19 protein-coding genes and 1 pseudogene are annotated in these 18,874 nt (G+C 49.2%); 11 read left to right on the plus strand and 9 right to left on the minus strand.

Translation table 11 applies throughout. From position 1 onward, the window contains the following. The first annotated feature begins 11 nt into the window (after positions 1 to 11). From T495_RS0104445 to T495_RS0104455, 3 genes are all read left to right on the plus strand, one after another. Positions 12 to 3,089, plus strand: coding sequence for an efflux RND transporter permease subunit (locus T495_RS0104445; protein ID WP_033147771.1), 3,078 nt, complete (start codon positions 12 to 14; stop codon positions 3,087 to 3,089). Positions 3,090 to 3,188: 99 nt separating this feature from the next. Beyond that, positions 3,189 to 4,517, plus strand: coding sequence for a TolC family protein (locus tag T495_RS0104450; protein ID WP_051651851.1), 1,329 nt, complete (start codon positions 3,189 to 3,191; stop codon positions 4,515 to 4,517). A 94-nt stretch (positions 4,518 to 4,611) separates the two neighbouring features. Further along, positions 4,612 to 6,897 (plus strand): glycoside hydrolase family 2 TIM barrel-domain containing protein, encoded by a 2,286-nt coding sequence (locus T495_RS0104455; RefSeq protein WP_051651894.1) that lies wholly within the window; start codon positions 4,612 to 4,614, stop codon positions 6,895 to 6,897. A 414-nt stretch (positions 6,898 to 7,311) separates the two neighbouring features. Here T495_RS0104455 and T495_RS0104460 read toward each other — a convergent pair whose 3' ends face one another. The 4 genes and pseudogenes from T495_RS0104460 to T495_RS16125 all read right to left on the minus strand — a co-directional run bounded on the left by T495_RS0104460 (position 7,312) and on the right by T495_RS16125 (position 8,914). Then, a complete protein-coding gene (locus T495_RS0104460) occupies positions 7,312 to 7,650 on the minus strand; it encodes a hypothetical protein (protein WP_028903513.1) in 339 nt (112 codons plus the stop codon). Beyond that, positions 7,647 to 8,201 (minus strand): sugar O-acetyltransferase, encoded by a 555-nt coding sequence (locus tag T495_RS0104465; protein WP_028903514.1) that lies wholly within the window; start codon positions 8,199 to 8,201, stop codon positions 7,647 to 7,649. Before T495_RS0104465 ends, T495_RS0104460 begins: the two co-directional genes overlap by 4 nt. Further along, positions 8,198 to 8,308 (minus strand): annotated as a pseudogene (locus T495_RS15780) (nitroimidazole resistance protein NimJ); the annotation flags it as partial. The pseudogene T495_RS15780 and the gene T495_RS0104465, both read right to left, overlap by 4 nt. Beyond that, positions 8,309 to 8,914, minus strand: a complete 606-nt coding sequence (locus T495_RS16125; protein ID WP_033147774.1) for a GNAT family N-acetyltransferase — start codon at positions 8,912 to 8,914, stop codon at positions 8,309 to 8,311. Positions 8,915 to 9,004: 90 nt separating this feature from the next. Here T495_RS16125 and T495_RS15550 point away from each other — a divergent pair, with 90 nt between their 5' ends. The 8 genes from T495_RS15550 to T495_RS0104500 all read left to right on the plus strand — a co-directional run bounded on the left by T495_RS15550 (position 9,005) and on the right by T495_RS0104500 (position 14,450). Next, complete coding sequence (locus T495_RS15550; RefSeq protein WP_081773315.1) at positions 9,005 to 9,145, plus strand: nitroreductase family protein; 141 nt, start codon at positions 9,005 to 9,007, stop codon at positions 9,143 to 9,145. A 248-nt stretch (positions 9,146 to 9,393) separates the two neighbouring features. After that, the gene (locus tag T495_RS0104475) at positions 9,394 to 9,972 is read left to right on the plus strand and encodes a DapH/DapD/GlmU-related protein (protein ID WP_033147775.1); all 579 of its coding nucleotides are present in this window, start codon (positions 9,394 to 9,396) and stop codon (positions 9,970 to 9,972) included. 16 nt (positions 9,973 to 9,988) lie between these two features. Beyond that, positions 9,989 to 10,603, plus strand: coding sequence for a DUF2238 domain-containing protein (locus T495_RS0104480; RefSeq protein WP_033147776.1), 615 nt, complete (start codon positions 9,989 to 9,991; stop codon positions 10,601 to 10,603). Between the two features lie 29 nt (positions 10,604 to 10,632). Continuing rightward, entirely contained in the window at positions 10,633 to 10,797 is a 165-nt protein-coding gene (locus T495_RS15790) for a hypothetical protein (protein ID WP_155993442.1), read from the plus strand. A gap of 150 nt (positions 10,798 to 10,947) precedes the next feature. Next, a complete protein-coding gene (locus T495_RS0104485; RefSeq protein WP_033147777.1) occupies positions 10,948 to 11,604 on the plus strand; it encodes a flavodoxin family protein in 657 nt (218 codons plus the stop codon). Positions 11,605 to 11,630: 26 nt separating this feature from the next. Further along, positions 11,631 to 12,332: an acyl-[acyl-carrier-protein] thioesterase gene (locus tag T495_RS0104490; RefSeq protein ID WP_051651852.1), complete on the plus strand. Its 702-nt coding sequence runs from the start codon at positions 11,631 to 11,633 to the stop codon at positions 12,330 to 12,332. Between the two features lie 3 nt (positions 12,333 to 12,335). Next, positions 12,336 to 12,656, plus strand: coding sequence for an SEL1-like repeat protein (locus T495_RS0104495; RefSeq protein WP_033147778.1), 321 nt, complete (start codon positions 12,336 to 12,338; stop codon positions 12,654 to 12,656). Between the two features lie 15 nt (positions 12,657 to 12,671). Continuing rightward, the gene (locus tag T495_RS0104500; protein WP_033147779.1) at positions 12,672 to 14,450 is read left to right on the plus strand and encodes an alpha-L-fucosidase; all 1,779 of its coding nucleotides are present in this window, start codon (positions 12,672 to 12,674) and stop codon (positions 14,448 to 14,450) included. Here the strand turns inward: T495_RS0104500 and T495_RS0104505 are convergent. The 5 genes from T495_RS0104505 to T495_RS0104520 form a co-directional block, all read right to left on the minus strand. Then, positions 14,447 to 15,046 (minus strand): N-acetyltransferase, encoded by a 600-nt coding sequence (locus T495_RS0104505; RefSeq protein ID WP_051651853.1) that lies wholly within the window; start codon positions 15,044 to 15,046, stop codon positions 14,447 to 14,449. The two genes, T495_RS0104500 and T495_RS0104505, sit on opposite strands and share 4 nt — an antisense overlap. Before the next feature lie 6 nt (positions 15,047 to 15,052). Next, positions 15,053 to 15,835, minus strand: coding sequence for a ZIP family metal transporter (locus tag T495_RS0104510; protein WP_033147780.1), 783 nt, complete (start codon positions 15,833 to 15,835; stop codon positions 15,053 to 15,055). 23 nt (positions 15,836 to 15,858) lie between these two features. Beyond that, a complete protein-coding gene (locus T495_RS0104515; protein WP_033147781.1) occupies positions 15,859 to 17,145 on the minus strand; it encodes a M18 family aminopeptidase in 1,287 nt (428 codons plus the stop codon). Positions 17,146 to 17,307: 162 nt separating this feature from the next. Next, positions 17,308 to 17,409, minus strand: coding sequence for a smalltalk protein (locus T495_RS15795; RefSeq protein WP_155950080.1), 102 nt, complete (start codon positions 17,407 to 17,409; stop codon positions 17,308 to 17,310). Positions 17,410 to 17,464: 55 nt separating this feature from the next. After that, positions 17,465 to 18,037 (minus strand): DNA-binding protein, encoded by a 573-nt coding sequence (locus T495_RS0104520; RefSeq protein WP_033147782.1) that lies wholly within the window; start codon positions 18,035 to 18,037, stop codon positions 17,465 to 17,467. Positions 18,038 to 18,874 lie beyond the last annotated feature (837 nt).

Genomic DNA, 18,874 nt, shown 5'->3' on the forward strand with positions numbered 1-18,874 from the left:
TTAAATTGTAAATGAAGAACGTGAACTGGCTCCGATGGCCTTTGGAGCATTACTCGATATCATTGCTCATCGTGGGTATCCTGTTTGTGATGGGCATCTACGGCATGTACATCATGCCGAAGGACGAATTCCCCCATGCCACCATCCGTCAAGGGGTGGTTGTGGCTGTGTATCCTGGTGCCACCAGCGAGGAGGTTGAACAGCAGGTGGCCCGTCCGCTGGAACGCTATCTGTTTACTTATGGCGAGGTGAACCGTGTTAAAACCACCACGCAGAGTCAGAATGGCATGTGTATCGTGATGGTGAAACTGAACGATGATGTGAACAACAAGGACGAGGTGTGGAGCAAAATCAAACACGGATTGAACGGCTTTAAGGCACAGCTGCCCAGTGGTGTGCTGGCCATCGTGGTGAACGATGACTTTGGTAACACTTCGGCACTGCTCATCGCCATTGAGAGCGACCAGCGTAGCTACCGCGAACTGAAACAGTACAGCGACGACCTGAGCGATCGTCTGCGCCGTATCCCCTCGGTAGCCAACGTGAAACTGTTTGGCGAACAGAAAGAGCAGATATCGCTCTATATCGATCGCCAGCGCCTGCAGGCCTATGGCATTGGTCAGCAGATGCTCTTCTCACGCTTACAGGCCCAAGGCATCACCACCATGAGCGGCGCTATCAGCGACGACGACCAGCAGATACCTATCCACGTTGAGGTTCAGGAGAATAGCGAGGAGGAGATTGCCAACCAGATTATCTTCAGCGACCCGGCAACGGGCAAGGTGGCGCGTGTTCGCGATGTGGCGCGTGTGGTGCGCGAGTACGAACCCATGTCGAGTCGTATCGAACAGGACGGCCATCCTTGCGTGCTGCTGTCGATGGAGATGACGCCTGGCAATAATGTGGTGCAGTATGGCGAGCAGGTTGATAAAGTACTGAAGGAGTTCTGTCAGAACGAACTGCCTGAGGATGTAAAGGTGACTCGTATTGCTGATAAACCCAAAGTGGTGGCTATGAGTGTGAGCGATTTCCTACGCGACCTGCTCATCTCTATGGCTATCATTATCCTGGTCATGATGGTGCTGTTCCCCTTGCGTTCGGCCGTTGTGTCGGCTATCACCATCCCGCTGAGTACCTTCGTCAGTGTGGCTATCATGTATATGATGGGCATCGAGCTCAACATCGTAACGCTGGCTGCACTCATTGTGGTATTGGGAATGATTGTCGATAACTCGATTGTGGTCATCGATGGCTATCTGGAGTACTTGGGTAAAGGCTTTAAACCTCACGATGCTGCCATCGAGTCGGCACGTCAGTACTTCATGCCCATGCTGCTGGCCACTATCTGTATCTGCGCCATTTTCTATCCGTTCCTGATAACGATGAAGGGCATGTTCCACGACTGTCTGGAGGACTTCCCCGTTACCATCACCATCAACCTCATGGTGTCGCTGGTGCTGGCTGTGACGGTGATCCCGTTCTTAGAGACACGTATTATCAAACCGGATAAAGTGAGCGTTGATGGGAATGCGATAACTAATTGGGTTCAAAGCACTTATAATAATGTTCTTGATTTTACTTTCGCCCATCCGTGGTTGACGATTTGGGGTGGTATTGGTGTGATTCTGCTCTCTACGTTGATTGCTCCCACACTGAAGATTCGTCTGTTCCCATACGCCGATCGCGATCAGTTTGCCGTAGAGATATTCCTGCCCGAAGGCAAGGGTTTGGCCGAGACTGAGGTTATAGCCGATTCAGTACAACATGTGCTTGAAAAGGATGAACGCATCACGAGTATCACAGGTTTCATCGGCTGCTCGTCACCACGATTCATGGATGCCTATGCTCCCCAGATGGCTGGTAATAACTATGCCCAGTTCATTGTCAATACCAAGAGTGATAAGGCTACGCTCGCCCTCTTGGCGCAATATCAGCCACAGCTGAGCGAGGCGTTCCCCAATGCCTACGTCAAGTTCAAGCGTCTGGACTATCTGGAGGTGAACGAACTGGAGTATCGCTTCTATGGCGACAATCTCGACTCGTTGCATGTGGTAGCAGAACGACTGATGGAACGCATGCGAAAGATGCCTGAACTGGAGTGGGTACATACCGACTATCTGCAGCCGTACCCCATCATCAACGTCGAACTCGATCCCGTAACTTCGGCGCAGTTGGGCATCACCCGTACTACCGCCCAGTTGGCATTGAGTGCCACTTCAAGCGACTTGCGTGTGGGGCAGATCTGGGAGGGCAACTACGAACTGCCTATCGTCGTAAAAGACGATACCGATATGACCTTCTCGGATGTGGCTAACCTGGGCATCGCTTCGCCGGCTTCGCTGGTGTCGGGCGGCCTGCATAGCACCAATTCCACAGTACCTCTGCGCCAGATAGCCAAGGTACAGCCCAAGTGGAGCGAGAGTCGCATCATGCATCGTGGTGGCGAGCGTTGTATCACCGTTACTGCCCAGTTTGCGCAGGGGGTGTTTACGGCACCTGTAGAGAAGGAGATTGCCCGTATTATGAACGAGGATATTAAGCTGCCACAGGGCGTCCGTGCCGAGGTGGGTGGCGAGATAGAATATGGCGACGAGGCTATGCCGCAGATCTATGGTGGCATCATCATTGCGATGGTCATCGTGTTTTTCTTCCTGTTGTTCAACTTCAAGAAGTACGGCATCACCACCGTTTGTATGGCAGCCTTGGGACTGATGACGCCTGGCGCGCTGATTGGGCTTGGACTGATGGACCGTGCTTTGGGACTGACCTCCATCTTCGGACTTATCACGCTGATGGGAATGATTATGCGTAATGAGATTCTTATCTTCGAGCATGCCAACGACCTGATTAAGAAAGGTGTGCCTGTTAAGCAGGCGGCCTACGATGCTGGTAAGCGTCGCATGGTGCCTATCTTCCTCACCACGGCAACCACTGCCGTTGGTGTGGTGCCGATGATTATCGCCCAGAGTTCGTTCTGGATGCCCGTGGGTGTAACCATCTTTGCGGGTGGCATCGGCTCGCTCATCATGGTAGTCACCATGTTGCCGGTAGTTTATTGGAAGGTAAGTTTGAAAAAGGAAAAAAAGTAAAAGAGTAAAAAGGTAAAAAATATGAGACAGATGATTAAAATAGAAGCAAGGTGCAAATGTAAGGTATTAGGTGTTTTACTTTTTAACCTTTTTACCTTTTTGCCTTTATCTGCTCAGCGTGTATTCACGCTGCAGCAGATAAAGGATTCTGCTCTGCAAAACAACTTTGCCGTGCGCAGTGCCCGCTACGGAGTTGAGGCTGCCAAGCAGCAGCGTAAGGAAGCGTTTACCAAGTATTTCCCCAGCGTGAGTGGCACAGGCCTGTGGTTTAATGCCAATAAGGGTATGGCGCAAACCACCATGAATCCCTCTGAATTCATTCCGTCTTCATTAGCCACCTCGTTGGCTGCATCTTTGCCTGCTGAAGCACTCGCAGCCTTGGGCAATCCCGTCAGTATCTCGATGATGAAAAATGGTACCATCGGCTCGCTGATGGCTGTACAGCCGGTATTTGCTGGCGGACAGATTATCAATGGCAACAAACTTGCCAAGGTGGGCGAGGATGTCAGCCGTTTGCAGTTACAGCTCTCGGAGAACGAGGTTGAGAAGACTGCCGAACAGTATTTCTGGCAGTTGGTCTCGCTACAGGAGAAGATGAAGACTGTTGAGGCTGTCGATACCCTGTTGCGCGATATCTATAAAGATGTGGATGTAGCTGTGCGTGCTGGTGTGGCTATGCGCAACGATCTGCTGCAGGTACAGTTGCGCCAGAACGATATCCAAAGCCAGCGCCTGAAGTTGCAGAATGGCATCTCTATCGTGCGTCTGCTGTTGTCGCAATACTGCGGGCTTCGCGACACGTCGTTCACCATTTCCTTCCAAACAGGCTTGTCTGAAAAAGTTCAAAGTTCCGCTCGGCCGAAGGACGCTTGCTACCAACGGGACGCAAGAATGTTCAATGTTCAATGTTTGCAGGAGTATCAACTCCTGCAAAAGCAGGTCGAGGCTGCCAATCTGCAGAAGAAACTGGCTGTAGGTCAGAATCTGCCGACCGTTGCTGTGGGTGCTGGCTACAACTACCATAATCTGTTGGAAAACAACCACTCGTTCGGGATGGTGTTCGCCACCGTTAGTGTGCCCATCAGCGATTGGTGGGGCGGCTCGCATGCCGTCAAGCGCAAGAAGATAGAGCACCAGAAAGCCGTTGATCAACTGGAGGATCATACTCAACTGCTCATGATCCGTATGCAGAACGCGTGGAATGGGGTAGAGGAGAGCTTTCAGCAGCTGCTGTTGGCGGAACGTAGCATCGAACAAGCCACCGAGAATCTGCGACTGAACCGCAATTACTATCGTGCCGGCACCTCGAAGATGAGCGACCTGCTTGAAGCCCAGCTACTCTACCAGCAGTCGCTTGACAAGCATACTGATGCCTTCGCCGACTACCAGAATAAGCTTCTGGAATACAAGCAGGCTACTGGTCAGTAAAGAATTTTGGGTACATTTTTCTCTTATATGTCGTTTTTATCAATAAAAAGACGTATCTTTGTGCCCAAAATTAGTAACAATGACCATAAAATATATGAAAAGGAACATTTTTCTTGCCTTGGGGCTTTGGCTCATGGCTTTTGGTGCTTCGGCACAAACACAGCGCCAGCTGTTCGATAATGGATGGAAGTTTACCCACGAGGGTAAGACCATCAGTGTAGATCTGCCCCACGATTGGGCTATATCGTATGCTTCTGATCCCACAGCCGAAGCAACCAATGGCACCGATGGTGGTTGGTATCCAGGTGGTAAGGGCGAGTATCGCAAGATGTTTGCCACCCCCAAGGGCGAGACGGTAGAACTGCACTTTGAGGGTGTGTATCAGAAGGCCGAGGTGTTTATCAACGGACACAAGGCTGTGATTGAGCGAGAGCAGAGCGATGATCACATCAGCTCAGCCGAGTGTGAGCAGGCTCGACCGAAGGTCAAAGCTGGTCAGCATGCCTATGGCTACACGCCATTCACCGTCGATATTACACCTTACTTGCACAAAGACAAGCGCCAGAATGAGGTGCTGGTAAAGGTTGATAACTCAGAGCTGCCCAACTGTCGTTGGTACACTGGCTCGGGCATCTATCGCCACGTGTGGCTGGTGACAAAAGGAAAGCAGTACATCGACAGAGAGAGCCTATGCGTTACAACGCCCGATATCCATACCGTAAACATCAAGGCCGAGGTTGTGATGAAAGATGGCTCGCGCAAACCTGTTTCGAAGACGCTGCATGTAGAGAACCCTCACCTGTGGTCGCCTGATGATCCTTACCTATACCATACTACTATCGAGGCCGAGGGCGATGTGCTGCCCGTTACATATGGCATCCGTACCATAGAGTATTCTGCCGAGAAGGGCTTTGTGCTCAATGGCAAGCCTCTGCTCCTCAATGGTGCCTGCGTGCATCATGACGATGGTGTGCTGGGTGCTATGGCCTTCGATGCTGCAGAGATTCGTAAGGTGCGTCTGATGAAGGATGCAGGCTTTAACCTCATCCGCACCTCGCACAATCCTACCACACGTGCCTTCTTAGATGCCTGCGACTCTATCGGTATGCTGGTCATCGGCGAAGCCTTCGATGGCTGGCGCACAGCCAAGAAACCCTACGACTATTCTACGCTGATTGATTCTTGCTATCAGGAGGATGTCCGTGCGATGGTAGTGCGCGACCGCAACCATCCCAGCATCATTTGTTGGAGCATCGGCAACGAGGTAATAGAGCGCAAGGATATCCGCGTGGTACATACTGCAAAACTGTTGAAGCAGGCTATACTGAAATACGATTCTACACGTCCAGTAACTGAGGCTCTGTGTGCTTGGGACAGTGATTGGGAAATATACGATCCACACTTCGATGTACTCGATATCGGTGGTTATAATTATATGATTCATAAGCATGCCAGCGATCATCAGCGCAATCCCAAACGTGTGATGTGGCAGACCGAGAGCTTTCCGCGCGATGCTTTCAAGAACTGGAAAGTGGTTCGCGACAATCCATACGTTATGGGCGACATGGTATGGACAGGTCTCGACTACCTTGGCGAGTCGGGTATCGGTCGTAACTATTACGATGGCGAGACACCTGGCGAAAGCTGGCGCGAAGGTGGTGTGCCCGAGTGGCATGGAGCCTATTGTGGCGATGTGGATATCACTGGTTGGCGCAAACCCATCAGTCATTATCGCGAGATGTTGTGGAGCGATTCTAAGGATTTGTACATGGCCGTAAAAGAGCCCGATGGCTACCGTGGCAAGATAAACATGACATCCTGGAGCGTATGGCCCACTTGGGAGAGTTGGACATGGCAGGGATGGGAAGGTAAGCCCATCGAGGTCGAAGTTTACACCAAGGCGCCAGAAGTGAAACTGTATCTTAATGACAAACTGATTGGTACTAAGGCAGTGAGCGAGGAAACAGAGTATAAGGCAGTCTTTACAGTGCCCTACGAGGCAGGAACACTGCGTGCTGAGGCAGGAGGTAAGAGCGTCACGCTGAGCACGGCCGGAGAGCCTGCTCGGCTGCGTCTCACTGCCGACAAGCCTGCACTCAAGGCTGATGGTCAGGACCTTGTTTACGTCACTGTCGAGGTGGTTGATGCTCAGGGCCGTGTATGTCCTGATGCCGCTATCCCCTGTGAGGCTATCGTCCAGGGCCAAGGCCGCCTGATGGCTTTTGCCACAGCCGATCTCACAGATCGCGAGCCTAAGACCTCACCCCGTGTCACCACGTGGAAAGGACGTGCCCTACTGGTAGTCCGCAGTACCATCAAGAAAGGTAAAACGAAGGTTACTATTAAGAGCGATCTGCCTACGGCAACGCTGTCGATTTAGTAAATACTTTTAGTATATAGAAGCGTAACTTCTGATGCCCAGAAGTTACGCTTTTGCCATTCAGAAGTTATACTTCTGTTTTGATCAGTCTGAGCTGTTTATTCACACTATTCATTTATTCACATGTACAAGAAGGTTTTTGTAATCTGTTTGTTGAAGAATGAAGAATTATATATATTATATATTATATTATAATATAATATATAATATATATAATTTAATACTAACTACTCTTCCTACAAAGCTTATTTTGCCAAATCCTTCCTGTACATGTGAATAAATGAATAACGTGAATAGTTTTTTCTATTGTTGGCCAGATAAGTTCTTAGCCTTGCTAAGCGACAAAGGTCAATGACTTCGATTATTTAGGCATTCAAATCTCATCTTGCGTGCGCCATATGGAATCGTAGTCAGTCATCTTACGATCTTTGCTTTTTGCAGGTTATCGAAGTCATCCCAGAACTCTGCCTGTTCTTCATCGCTGAAGGTGTTCGATGCCATCTCTTTGAGGATTTCATCCAACAGTTGCATCTTCGTAACCTGCAGGTCTGGAGCCACATCAATCTGGTAAGTAAGAATATCGCCCAACGAGCCGACGTGAACGTTGGTAATAGCGACCTCACCATTTACCAACTTAACCTGAATACGTCTATTGGAACCATACTCAGGCTTCGTCTCACGTAGCTTCTGGTACAACGTTGATTCGCTGTACTGCTCAGAATCTACTGAATTTATGAGTTCACGTAGTGTCATATAGTCTTTACTACTTTGCAGGGGTTGCCTACTGCAATGGAGTTCGAAGGAATATCTTTCGTCACTACACTACCTGCACCTATGGTCACGTTGTCACCAATTGTCACACCAGGCAGGATGGTCACACTGCCACCAATCCATACATTATTGCCAATGGTGACTGGTTCTGCCCACTCTCTACGGCTGTTGCGCTCCACGGGGTCTGTACTATGGCTGGCCGTGTAGATGCTTACATTAGGGCCGATAAAACAGTCATCTCCAATGGTGACACGTGCTTCGTCGAGCACGGTGAAGTTGAAGTTGGCAAAGAACCGCTTGCCCACACTAATCTGCTTGCCATAGTCGCAATAGAAGGGCTGGTTAATCAGAATATTGTCATCAGCGATGTGTCCCAAGAGACCTTTCAGGATCTCCCTTGCCTCCTCCTTCTCCGACGGGCGCAACAGGTTATAGTCATGGATTATCTCCTTAACTTCCGTTAGTTCTTCTATCAGCTGCGGGTCAACAGCGGAATAAATTTCGCCCGCTAACATCTTCTCTTTTTCTGTCATATATTTCTTTGTCTTACCAATTCAATTGCCTCCTTGCCCGTCAAATGCTCGATGTCAAAGCGTATCATTAGCATACGGGCGAAGCCACTCTCTATTTCCTTTTGCAGTTAATCCTTATTTTTATCCCATGTCCAATATTTCCTTAATTCTCCAACAATCTCCTCCCAATCCTGTAGGGTGAACGTTCCTGGCCCTATCATCATAATGGTCATCTCCAAGTCGTCCCAACAGCGATAGACACTAGTATCGCGGAACCCGTTACGGAGATAGAACTCATGGCGGCGCTGCCTTTGCTCCTTGTTGTCACACTCCTGACGAGGTGACTCCATGTCCAGGACACATGACTGTCCCTTATAACGTTCTATCAGTTGATTAAGAATCTTCTGACCAAGACCTTTCCCTCGCAGTTCTTCCTTAATGGCGAAATACCAGTACCAGTTGAGCGGACGGAGCAGCGAAGGCCGTCCGAGCTCGCTCGAGCACGGCTGAGTCGCGACGGACGAAGACGAAGTCAACGAGGGTCTGGGATAGACAATCGTAAAGCCGATAAACTCTTCTCCCTCGTAATAGGCTGTGAAGTCAAGATGCATCTCACCAATTAGTCGCACCAAGTCATCCCAGGGAATCTGTTCTTCCTTGGGGAATGCCGTTTCGTAGAGCTGTTTCAATTGCCCATCGTTAGCATTTTCTGTAGATATCTGTTTCTGAATCAAATCCTAATAATTCTCAAATCTTGGCACAAAGATAGCAATAATTCTTCATTTTTTCGTATCTTTACACCCAGATTTAATATGTTTTGTGAAATGACCCTAGAAGAAGCTATTGAAGCCCGTCACAGTGTAAGGGCATATAAGGAACAGCCGTTGGCAGAGAATGTAGTCAAGGTGCTAGAAGAGAAAATCGCGGTACTGAACCGTGAGGGTAAGTTGCATATACAGCTTTGAGATTGGTGCTGGAGAAGTCAACTTTGATTGGGTATGAATATAGAAGAGGTCAGAGAGTACACGTTGTCACTTCCAGAAGTGACCGAAGACCAGGCGTTTTGTGAGGATATAAATGGACGAAGCAATAGTAAAGGGGTTGATTAAAGAGTCATACCAACTCATTGCATCGAAACTTCCAAAGGCTATTCGCTCAAAGTATTTATCTGTATTAGATTGATTTAGATGTGGTAAAATGGAAATAAAGAACAATGACAATACAAGAATTTCGTGATTACATGGCATCGGGCAAACCCGTCGTTGGCGGTGGTGATGTCCACATGATGTTTCATCAGTTGTCGCAGGAGGCACTGAAGATTACGGCTGAGATTAACGGAAAGTATCATACTCCAGAGCAGCTGCACGATTTGCTGGAACAGCTTTGGGGACGTGAAGTGCCCAAGACGGTAGGCATGTTTCCTCCGTTTCATACCGATTGCGGTAAGAATACCATTGTTGGTGAGCGGGTGTTCATCAATATGGGTTGCAAATTCCAGGATCAGGGCGGCATCACCATTGACGAGGGTGCACTCATAGGCCATAATGTCGTGCTGGCAACCATCAACCATGACCTTGACCCAGCCAACCGTCAGAGCATGAGCTATGCACCCATCCACATCGGCAAGAACGTATGGATTGGAGCCAATGCCACCGTCCTTGCAGGCGTGACTATCGGCGATGGAGCCGTAGTAGCTGCTGGTGCTGTGGTGACAAAAGACGTAGAGCCCAATACGATTGTTGGCGGTGTTCCAGCCAAGGTGATAAAAAAGATAGAGATAAAAGACAGATAAATCGGAATTTATAAATATGAACAAGATAAAATGTACATCTCTCTTAATACTTGCGGTCATTACTGTCATCACTTGTATTAACCCAATATATCCACATGAACAATACCTTCAACATGCAGGAACTGTGCTACTGATGATGCCTCTTCTTTTGGACATTGTAAAAAAACGCATGACCAATCTTACTTTTGTTTGTACTGTTCTCTTCACGTTACTACATGTGGTTGGAGCCCGTTATATTTATTCTTATGTGCCATACAAAGAATGGAGTATTGCTGCTGGTATCGTAAATGCTGATTTCTTTCAAGACACTCGAAACCATTATGACAGATTTGTTCATTTCTCTTTTGGTCTGCTAATGTTCCCGTTTTTTATGTATCTATGCAAAGAGTGGTTCAAATTAAAGAATTTGACAGCAATTCTTATGTCGTGGCTCATAGTTCAGACTGGCAGTATGATTTACGAACTCTTTGAATGGTTGCTTACGATTGTTATGACTTCAGAAGAGGCGGATTATTACAATGGTCAGCAAGGTGACATGTGGGATGCACAAAAGGATATGGTTTTGGCTATGTTTGGTTCAACTATATCGGCAATATGCTATCTATTCATGCATAAGTTCTCTCACAAGTAAATTCCTATTTAATTAAGACTTGAAAGAAGATGATGACAGAATTTGAAAAGATGCGCCGTGAAGAGTTCTATGACTTTACAAGCGAGGAATGTTTGGCGAGTTACTATAGGGCAAAGCATATATGCGCAAAACTACAGACCATGACCACCGAGGATGAAGACTACAGAAAGACGATCGAAGATCTGATTCAATAGCTGTTGGCAATCCATGCCGGGTTATCCGAAGGATAAATACAAATCAATAGTATGCGAGTAAGCGAGAGCAAGAAAGGTCTAAAGTCAAAAGTCAAAGGCTTAAAGCTTAAAACTTAAAGGTCAAAGGTGAAACTTGAAACTTTAAAAATTATGAAAGCATTATTTATCAATGGAAGTCCGCGTAAGAACGGCAATACGGCACAGCTGCTGAAGCGTGCCATGGATGGTGCCAGGGAGGCTGGTGCCGAGGTAGAACTGGTGAATCTCTACGACCGCAGCCTGAACTACAAGGGCTGTATGTCGTGTTTCGCTTGTAAGGTCAAGGGCGGCAAAAAGGGTGTCTGCTCTTTCAAGGACGACCTGCAGCCCATACTCCAGAAAGCCGTGGAGGCCGACGTGCTGGCGTGCGGCTCACCCAACTATTGCGGCTACCCCTCAGCAGCACTACGTGCCTTTATGGAGCGAATGGAGTTTCCCGCTGTCAACTACTCCGACTATTCCAAGCCCGTCGTACTGAAGCGCATCTGTTCGGCTACCATCTATACGATGAACTGCCCTAATGAAGAAGTATATCGTCAGATGAACTATCATATCCTGATGGACGCCTCTGCCCAGCAACTCGGTGTGTTCGGCCCTACGGAAGTACTATGCTCCTACGACACATATCAGTTCCCGAACTACGACCGCTACGATGCCGCCACTTTCAGCGAGGTTCACAAGGCAGAGGTACGCGACACGCAATTCCCCATCGACCTCGAAAAAGCCTTCGAACTGGGCAAGCGACTGGTGGCAAAGGCCAAGGAATAACATACTAAAACAAAGAAGAAATAATCATGTACAGTTTGAATTATAAAGTAACGACAAGCACCTGCGACAGCGAAGGAAAGCTGAAACTCTACTCCGCTCTCCAGATGATGCAGGACTGCTCAGAGATGTGGATCGACAGTGAGCCGGAGGTCAAGGACTACTTCTTGCAGCAAAATATGGCGCAGCTCTTGGCAACACGACAGGTTGAGATTATCCGTGTGCCTGACTACAAAGAGGAACTGACAGTAACAACCTCTGTCTATGGCATGAAGCCCATGTTCGGATTCCGCAACACGTTCATCTATGATGCACAAGGGAATCCTTGCTACAAGACATGGAGCATGGGAGCATTCGTTGACAAGGTGGCTGGCAAGTTGAAACGTGTGGACGATGCGACCATTCAATCAACGAAGTTGGAGCCACAACTGGAGATGAACTACAAAGACCGCCGAATCATCCTGCCTAAGACGGAAGGTGAAGTGCTGGAGCCGATCAAGGTGCTACGTGCCGACATCGACTACAACAAGCATCTGAACAATGCCAACTATGTCCGCATGGCGATGGAATTGTTGCCGGAGGATTTCGTGGTTCAAGGTCTTCGTGTGGAATATCGCGTAGCAGCCAAGCTTGGCGATTGTCTGACTCCTACTATTTACAAAACAACTGACGGCATCATCGTTTCCCTGTCTATAGGGAGTGAGGTGAGTGCCATCATTGAGTTTACATAAACTATGCCCAAGGAACGAAACAAGGCTGATGGCTATCGTGAGAAGGCTTACGAGGGTGACACCAAGGCGATGAACAACCTCGGTGTCTGCTACGAGCGTGGCACTGGCGTGAAGGTCAGCCTTGAACTGGCGTTTGAGTGGTATATGAGAGCCGCAGCCACTTGGGGAGGTCCTGCTACAGGTATAAATAGGGTAGTAGTAAATCAAGGGGAGAAATCGGGTGCCCCTGTGATTTACGACCTTAATGGGCGAAGAGTGAAAAAAGCTCGTGCTGGATTGTACATTGTTGACAAAAAAATAGTATATTTGCAACCGAAAAGTTAAATAGCAGATACGATAATGAATTTACACAGCAAAAAGTTCTTTGCATGGATAGTGGCCTGCCTATTGGTGGCTGATGTGAGTGCCCAGAAGGCAAATTCAAGGTCTATAGTTGGGCCGCTACCCAATGCCAACCAGTTGCGCTGGCAGGATATGGAGATGTATGCCTTTATCCATTACTCGCTCAACACCTATACCGACCAGGAGTGGGGCTTTGGCAACGAGAATCCAAAGCTTTTCAATCCTTCGCAGCTTGACTGTAGGCAGTGGGCACGCGTATGTAAACAGGCTGGTATGCGTGGTATTATCTTTACGGCTAAGCACCATTGCGGCTTCTGCATGTGGCCATCTCAATATACAGAGTATAGCGTAAAGAACTCACCATGGAAGGGTGGCAAGGGCGATGTGGTGCGTGAACTGGCTGATGCTTGTCGCGAAGAAGGACTGGAGTTTGCTGTGTATCTGTCGCCCTGGGATCGTAATCATCCTGAGTACGGACGACCTGCTTATGTGACGTATTTCCGCAACCAACTGCGCGAGTTGCTCACCAACTATGGCGACATCTTCGAGGTGTGGTTCGATGGCGCCAATGGTGGCGATGGCTGGTATGGCGGCGCCAACGAGACACGCAAGATTGACCGTACCACCTATTATGAGTGGCCTGAGACGTATAAGATGATTCGCAAATTGCAACCCAAATGTCTGATCTGGAATGACGGCAGCGATCGCGGCGACCTGCGCTGGGTGGGTACCGAGGCGGGTAATGTGGGTGAGACCAACTGGAGTCTGCTGTACCGCGATGGGGATGTGCCTTACCAGATGCTGCACTATGGTGTGGAGGATGGTAATGTGTGGTGCCCAGGCGAGACCAATACCAGCATCCGCCCAGGTTGGTTCTATCACGATGCCGAGAACGAGCACGTAAAGAGTCTGTCGAAGTTGATGGACACCTATTATAAATCAGTAGGTCGCAACTCTACGTTGTTACTCAACTTTCCCATAGCTCCTAATGGCCGTATCCATCCTAACGACAGCCTGCGTGGCATCGCCTTCAAACAGATGATTGACGAGGTGTTTAGGGATAACCTTACCGACAAAGCAGAAACTACGCATCAAGGTGACGCCTATACCATAGACTTTAAGCGTCCTACTGCTTTCAATCGTTTCCTGGCTGAGGAAGACATCGCCAAGGGGCAGCGTGTGCGTAAGTTCTCGCTTGAAGCTTTGGTGGATGGCAAGTGGCAACCATTAAAGGATGAGTTAGTAGATGATGGCGATGGACTTACCACCATCGGTCACCGCCGCATCATCTGTTTCCCTACAGTGAAAGCCACGAAACTGCGCTTCACCATCAATAGCTATAAACAGGAACCTATCATTAAGAAAATTGGTGTTTATCTGGCACCAGAGCTCACCGCCGATATCCCCAATAGTGGCGAGAAGAAATCATCATCGCTACATATCTTCTTTGGCTCACCCCAACAGATGTTCATCGACTGGGACGCAGAGCAGACCATTTCTACCTTCCGTTACCTGCCGCCGCAAAGGCAACAGATAGGCGACGGCACGTCGGAAATGAATGCGAAGGATGGTATCGTGACCCATTACACCCTGTGGGGATCGACTGATTGGAACAACTGGCAGAAGCTTGCCACTGGCGAGTTCTCAAATATCGTCAATAATCCCATCTGGCAAACCATCAAGTTCCCTTCAACAAAGGTGCGTGTCCTCCGCTTCGAAGCCGATTGCCTGAGCAGTGGTACCCGCATGGGATATAGCGACATAGATGTGTTCTAAGCATCCTTAGCGCATGTATTGGTCATGCCTGCGCTGATGATTAGGTGTTTCATGGCGTGTCCACCCCATAGATTGTCGTCCAGGTACACGAATCCCACTTTGGTATAGAGTGCCTCACCATCGGGATTGCCTTTATCAACCAGCAATCCCACTCTGGGCAGATGTAACTGGCGGGCTCGCTCCCTGGTAGCTATCAGTAACCTCTGGGCTATACCTTGCCGACGATAGGTTGGGAGCACAGCCAGCGAATCGAGATAGAGTTCGCCAGCTTGAGTTTCATCATCCATACCTGTATGATCCTTACCGATGTACGTTTTGGCAGCCTCGATAAAAGCGCAGCGCAACTCATGCAGACGGCTGCCATCGTAGCTTACCGATACACCCACCACCAGCTGGCCGTCCATAGCCACAAGCGTGTTCTTGTAACTGTACTGCGAGTCCTCATGTTCCACCAGATAGCACATCATCCGGTAGAAGTCGTCCAAACTGTAGCCATCACCACAGAAATACTGACAACACTCGTCCGTCATTGCCATCATAATCAGACGGGCAATCTCCTTATTCTGTCCCTTTGTCGCGTTCTTAATTTCTATCATCTTTTTTTATCCCATCACCACATCGAGCACCATCATCAGCACAAAACCAATGGCAAAGCCAATGGTGCTGAGGTTGGAGTGCTGACCGCTTGAGGCTTCGGGGATAAGCTCCTCGACTACTACATAGAACATGGCGCCTGCGGCAAAGGCCAGCATATAAGGCATCATAGGCATGAGTAGCGATGCCAACAGCAATACGGCAATGGCACCGATGGGCTCAACGGCTCCACTCAACGAGCCTATCAGGAACGATCGCCACTTACTGTTGCCTGCTGCACGCATAGGCATAGAGATGATGGCACCTTCGGGCACATTCTGGATGGCGATACCCAATGATACGGCTACCGCACTGGCCAGCGAGATACTGGTGGTGCCACTGTCGGCTCCTGCAAACACCACGCCCACAGCCATGCCTTCAGGCAGGTTGTGTATGGTTACTGCCAGAGCCAGCATTGCCGTCTTCGACAGATGCGAGCGCATACCCTCGGGCTTGTCGGTGCCTATGTGCAGGTGTGGCGTCAGTTCGTCGATGAGCAGCAGGAATCCCATACCCAACAGGAATCCTACAGCAGCTGGCAGCACGCTCCACTTGCCGCTATCAGCTCCCATCTCCATCGCCGGGATCAGCAGCGACCATACCGATGCTGCTACCATCACGCCCGAAGCAAATCCCAACAACGACTTCTGCAGTCTGTCCGACATGTCGCCCTTCATAAAGAACACAAAAGCCGAGCCGAGCATGGTGCCCAGCAGCGGAATCAGCAATCCTATGATCAATGTTGTAGTCATAACGCCGGCTTTTTGCGATGGATTTATTCGAAGAACTGCGTAAAAGCCTTGAGTGTATTGAGGTGGTCGGCCACGCTGCCTGTTTCGCGGCAACTGTGCATCGCCAGGATGGCATTACCCATATCTACACCACGCAGGGGGATGGATGAGGCCAGGATATTCCCCAATGTGCTGCCACCAGCCACATCCGAGTGGTTCACAAAGTACTGACAGGGCACGCCCGCCTCGCGACAGATCTCGGCAAACACAGCAGCCGAAACAGCATCGCTGGCATACTTCTGCGACGCATTGAACTTGATGACAGGACCGCCGCCCAGCACAGGATGGTTGGTGGGGTCGTACTTCTCGCTGTAGTTGGGGTGCCAGGCGTGCGCATTATCGGCCGAAACCATAAACGCCCGCTCTATGGCCTGATACCATGCCTCCTCGCTGCCGCTCTGAGCCAGGGCTATGCGCTGCAGCATCATGGCTAAGAACGGACTGGCGGCACCCTGCTTGGTCTGCGAGCCCGTCTCCTCGTTGTCAAAGATAGCCAGCACCTTCGTGGCATCCGTCGTATCGGTATCCACCATCGCCTCCAGTCCGGCAAAGCACATCGAGAGGTCGTCGAGTCGCCCTGACGACAGGAACTCGTCGTGCGCACCAAACGTGCAGGCTGGAGTAGCGTCGGCCAGATAGAGATCGAAGTCGAGCACCTCTGCAGGCTGTATGTTCAGTTCGCCGCAGATGATGTTCATCAGCAGATTCCCCTTTTCCAGCTCATCGTTGATGATGCCCAGGATAGGCAGCATATCCTTCTGTTTGCTCAGCTTCACGCCGTCGTTCACCTGACGGTTGAAGTGGATGGCGAGATTGCTGATCTGCAGCAGCGGACGTTTTACGTGCAGCAGCAGTGTCTTGGGGTTGAGAGCATTCTCACCACGCACAATCACACGTCCAGCGATGGTGAGCGGACGGTCGAACCATGTCGACATGATAGGCCCGCCATACACCTCGGTATTCAGTTTCACGATGCCCCCTTCGCACAGCATCTCGGCATGGGGCTTGATGCGGAAGGTAGGCGAGTCGCAGTGGGCGCAGATCATGCGGAAGCCCGCTTCGGCCATTGTTTGTCGTCCGATATGGAAGGCATAGACCGACGAGTCGTTTTTGGTTACATACAGTTTGTCGCCCGCCTTCACTTGGCCTATAGGCTCGCGAGGGTCCAGTTTGCGATAGCCAGCCTTCTCCAGTTCGCTGGCGATATTTCGTGCAGCCAGGAAGTTCACTGGCGAAGCATCCAAGAAATCTAATAATCTTTTTACGCGCATAATCTTAAAGTTTTGCGCAAAGATAGTCAATTCCCCGCAAATATCGCCATCTTTGCCATTGGTTTTAGAATCTTATAACAAAAAAGGAAACCAACATTTCTGCTGGTTCCCTCCAGAGTCGATAGGTTTTTCTACTATTACTACTTTGTGTCGAGCCGTTTTCTAATACCCCATGCACGAGGTAGCTCCCAATGCAGTAACGATCGCAGTCGCAATCGATGCAATCAGCTGCACGATAAACTTAATGCTTTCTTTCTTACTCATAACTTAAATCTTTTAATGGTTAATGTTCAAAGCGCTGGGGCTTTCGCCCCAACCACTAATCTTCCGTACTTCCGTCGGGGTTAGGCTCGCCGCCACCGCCTCCGTTTCCGCCAGTGTTGCCACCCTGGCCGCCACCATTCTGCGAACCACCATTCTGGCTCTCACCGCCTGAGGTATCCTCAGGATCCTCAACCTCACCGCTGGTAGAGGTAACACGCTTCACCTCCTTGCCGGTACGGTCGTAGCAGGTAATCTGCACGGCGGTCTTAGCCAGCTCGCTCTTCAGGTCGGTATCTGGGGTGAAGATGATGCGGCGGCTGGAGATGAGTCCGCTCTTTACCTCGTCCACCTTCTCGACCGACTTGGCGCGCAGACCGAATCGCATGGTGCCCAGACCTGGCAGCGCTACCGAGTGGCCCTCAGTGGCCCACGCCTTGATCACCTCGCCGGCTGCATCCCAGCATGCCTGCATTACTCCCTTGCTCACGCCGCTGCGCAGGGCAGCCTCCTTAATCACCTTCTCCTGGGTCAGTGCGGTGTACAACTCCGGCATCATGATGTAGCGGTAAGTGCCAGCATAGGTGCCAATCTTCTGCAACTTCTCTTGTGCTTTAACTTTAAGTGCCATAATTCTAATTTTGTTTTTGTGTTGTTGTTAAATTTTTTACCGTTTTACTTTTTTACTCTTTTATTGTCTCAACTTCGATGTCAGATTTGCGGTCACGTGTGGCAGAATTTCTTAGTGCACGTGGGAGATTCTTTTCTCGCGTGAGAGCGCCTCCTCTTATCTTTATTTTGACGTTGCAAAGGTACGAATATTTGATTGCGGTTTTCGAATGTTTTTCCAACTTTTTTTGAAAAATTTTAGTGATTGTCACGATTGTCACGATTGTCAAATGTCATTAAGCTTTTCGACTTTCATTTTTAGTCCTATATTAAATATATTATAAATAATATATTTAATATAGAGCATATTTTCCCCTTCCAACTTCAAAATCCTTAATGACAATCATGACAATGACAATCATGACAATCTGGTGAATAAAAAAACGCTGAACTGATTTGCTAACCCGATTACGGTGCTACTCTTTCATTTCAGCGGGAGGAAATCGTTTCCTTTCACCCTGCAAAGATACGAAATCTATCAATACCTTCCAAGCTTTTTCGCAAAAATCTGTCTTTTTCTTGGATTTTTGCTTGCAATTCCAAAACTTTTTGTACCTTTGCAAATGATCACTGGCTGATTGTACTATAAGTACAACCTAACTCTTTAAAAAGAGCATGGTAGCCCAAGGGTGGGCGTCGGTGAGACTTTATAGGAAAAAATAACATAGCGTTTGTGCTATATTCGGTAATGTCCCTGAACCTAGGAAATTCAATAGACATTTACGAAACGAATAAGTGCCAGCGTCTACGCTTTGGCGTGGACTGGACTTATCTTCGTAAATAGGTTATCCTAGGACCT

Origin of the sequence: Prevotella sp. P6B1, assembly GCF_000702825.1 — a bacterium.
GTDB lineage: Bacteria > Bacteroidota > Bacteroidia > Bacteroidales > Bacteroidaceae > Prevotella.